Raw genomic sequence first — 3241 nt, forward strand, 5'->3', positions numbered from 1 at the left:
GGTGCCGCGGCGGTCGGTACTGCGGCGCCGGAGAGGACCCGACGCCTCCCCGGGCCGCCGGGACGACGCGCGTTCGCGTCCGTCACCCCGGCGGTCCGAGGGGCGCGGTGGGCGGGCCATCAGCCCTCCTCTCGACTACCTGTCCTAATAGCCGTGACTTCTACTGTCAGGCCTTACTGCGTTGATCACGCACTGAAACGCGGGAAGGCACCTGCACCGGCGTACCGGGCCGCGTCGCCGAGCATCTCCTCGATGCGCAGCAGCTGGTTGTACTTGGCCACGCGCTCCGAACGGGCCGGGGCGCCGGTCTTGATCTGGCCACAGTTGCAGGCCACCGCGAGGTCGGCGATGGTCGTGTCCTCGGTCTCGCCCGAGCGGTGGCTCATCATGCTGGCGTAGCGGTTGCGGTGGGCCAGCTCCACGGCGTCCAGCGTCTCGGTGAGCGTGCCGATCTGGTTGACCTTGACCAGCAGCGCGTTGGCCAAGCCCTTCTCGATGCCCTCGGCCAGACGCTGCGGGTTGGTGACGAACAGGTCGTCGCCCACCAGCTGGACCTTGTCGCCGATCATGTCGGTGAGGGTCTTCCAGCCGTCCCAGTCGTCCTCGTCGAGCGGGTCCTCGATCGAGACCAGGGCGTACTCGGAGACCAGGCCCGCGTAGACGTCCGCCATCTCGGCGGCGGAGAGCTGCTTGCCCTCGAAGTGGTACTTGCCGTCCTTGAAGAACTCGGTGGCGGCAACGTCGAGCGCGAGCGCCACGTCGGTGCCGAGCTTGTAGCCGGCCTTGTTGATGGCTTCCACGATCACATCGAGCGCAGCCTTGGTGGAGTCGACCGACGGCGCGAACCCGCCCTCGTCGCCCAGGCCCGTGGACAGGCCCTTCTCCTTCAGCACGGCCTTGAGGTTGTGGTACACCTCGGTGCCCATACGCAGGGCCTCACGGAACGTCGGCGCACCGATCGGCGCGATCATGAACTCCTGGACGTCGACGCCCGAGTCGGCGTGGGCGCCACCGTTGAGGATGTTCATCATCGGCACCGGCAGGACGTGCGCGTTGGAGCCGCCGATGAACCGGTACAGCTCCAGGTTCGCCGACTCCGCGGCGGCGCGGGCCACCGCGAGCGAGACGCCGAGGACCGCGTTGGCGCCGACCGAAGCCTTGTTCGGCGTTCCGTCCGCATCGAGCAGGGCCTCATCGACAAGGCGCTGGTCCTCGGCAGGAATGCCGATCACCGCGGGAGCGAGCACGTCCAGAACGGCCTCCACGGCCTTGGTCACACCCTTGCCGAGGTACCGCTCGTCGTCGTCGCGAAGTTCAACAGCCTCGTGGGCACCGGTCGACGCGCCCGACGGCACGGCCGCGCGGCCGAACGAGCCGTCATCCAGAAGCACCTCCACCTCGACGGTGGGGTTGCCTCGCGAATCGAGGATCTCCCGGGCTCCGACCTGCTCGATAAGCGCCATCTGTACTCCTTGGGGAAGTCTTGGGACCTTGTGTGGCTATGCCTTGTGGGCTGGCACCACGCTGCGACGGCGGCACCGGGGGCCATTGTTCCACGTTGCCCCGCCGGGCGCGCCGAGGCTGCGCCGGGAGGCGGTGGGGCACCCCATTTGCCTCGCGTTTCGCTGCGCTCCATCGGGTAGAGGGGCCCGCACGCATCGTTCGAACGGGATTGCACGACCCCCAGAGGTTGGACCGAGAAACTCAGGCCCTACTTCTGGGGGTCGTTCGTTGGATACGCGGAGTGAGTAGAAACTTGAGCAGCGGTTTACGGCGGTCGTTCGTCAACTTGGCCATTGTCGAAAACCGGCCCGACTTCCCCCGAGTGTTCGACACACTCGAGGCCGCGCACGACTACCTGACCGGCTACGTGCACTGGTACAACCACGAACACCGGCACTCCGGGATCGCCCTGTTCTCACCCGCCCAGGTCGGCGACGGCTCCTGGGAGCAGACGTGGAAGACCCGCGACCAGGCGCTGCAGAACTACTACCTACGCCACCGAGAACGCTTCCACGAGCGACCTAGAACGCCGGCACCGGCAGACCTCGTCGGAATCAATCTCCCCAAAGAAAAACAGCCCACAAACTAAACCAACTGACTCACAACAGGTTGACAGAGAGCGATCTCAACTTTTTTCACAGGGCATGCTGCAGATATTCTGCGCATCCACAACACCGTGCTTGACCTTGTCACAGTGTCAAGGTTCATGATCAAGGCATGAGAATCGGTGAGATCGCGCGGCTGGTCGGGATCAGCGCGCGCAGCATTCGGCACTACCACCGGATCGGTGTGATGGACGAGCCCGCGCGGACGTCGGGCGGGTACCGCGACTACGACGTGGCTGACCTCGCCCGGATCGCCCGGATCGCGTTCCTCTCCGACTCCGGAGTGCCGCTGCGTGAAATCGGAGCGATGCTGGACGCGGATACAGTCGCCAGCCCGGACGCCGCCGCGGACCTGGCCGCGATTCGCGACGGGATCGACGAGCAGATCGCGCAGCTCACCCGGCAGCGGGACCGACTGGACGTGATTGCCCGCCGAGCCGCCGATGGACTGCCGCCAGGGCTGCTGCCCGAGCCCGTGACACGCGCCCTCGACATCTGTAAAGCCGACGCGGCAGACGATCCCGAACTCGTCGCGCTCGTGGATCGTGAGCACGACATGCTCGACCTCGTCGCCCTCAACGGAGACTTCCCCGAGGCGCTGGCCAGGAGCTACGTGGCCATCGGGGCCGATGCCGACCGGCGCCGCGACTACCTGGACCTGCTAGCCGGATTCCAGCGAATTCACGGTCGGCGGCCAGCGGAGGTGGAGCCGGAGATCGCCCGCCTGGTCGAGACACTGGTCGGCGATGACGACATCCGCGCACTCGTCACGGGTGCCACGGACGGACAGACTCCGGAGGAAGTTGTGGAGAGCGGAGGGGCCGACTCGAATGGGCCCACTCTTGAGCAACTGCTGCCAGATGCCGCCCAACGCGAGGTTGTCGGACGGACCCTCCACGCCCTGGACGTGATCCCATGAAATGGCGACTGTTGCCGGTGATTGGTGTTGTCGTCGTCGTACTTGATGCGACCTTGCTCGCCACCGGGGCGATCGGCCCCGGCACGGCGCTGGCCCTCTTCCTCGCGGTGGAGGTGCCACTCGGCGCGGCGGTCGTGGGCGACTACTTGCGGCGATACCGGTCGCTGCGCGCGCGTAGTGGGCGGCGGCGCGACGCGTGGCGCGCGCTCGCCGG

The 3241-nt window shown here is 67.0% G+C and carries 3 protein-coding genes and 1 pseudogene; 3 read left to right on the forward strand and 1 reads right to left on the reverse strand.

Features of this window, described 5'->3' with window-relative positions; genetic code table 11:
* Positions 1 to 185: 185 nt before the first annotated feature.
* Entirely contained in the window at positions 186 to 1463 is a 1278-nt protein-coding gene (gene eno / locus G6016_RS14410) for a phosphopyruvate hydratase (protein WP_182633311.1), read from the reverse strand.
* Positions 1464 to 1825: 362 nt separating this feature from the next.
* Here eno and G6016_RS14415 point away from each other — a divergent pair, with 362 nt between their 5' ends.
* The 3 genes and pseudogenes from G6016_RS14415 to G6016_RS14425 all read left to right on the forward strand — a co-directional run.
* The gene (locus G6016_RS14415) at positions 1826 to 2092 is read left to right on the forward strand and encodes a hypothetical protein (protein ID WP_182633312.1); all 267 of its coding nucleotides are present in this window, start codon (positions 1826 to 1828) and stop codon (positions 2090 to 2092) included.
* Between the two features lie 128 nt (positions 2093 to 2220).
* A complete protein-coding gene (locus tag G6016_RS14420; RefSeq protein WP_182633313.1) occupies positions 2221 to 3027 on the forward strand; it encodes a helix-turn-helix domain-containing protein in 807 nt (268 codons plus the stop codon).
* Positions 3024 to 3241: pseudogene (locus tag G6016_RS14425) on the forward strand (hypothetical protein); the annotation flags it as partial. The gene G6016_RS14420 and the pseudogene G6016_RS14425, both read left to right, overlap by 4 nt.

Source organism: Dietzia aerolata (assembly GCF_014144865.1).
GTDB lineage: Bacteria > Actinomycetota > Actinomycetes > Mycobacteriales > Mycobacteriaceae > Dietzia > Dietzia aerolata.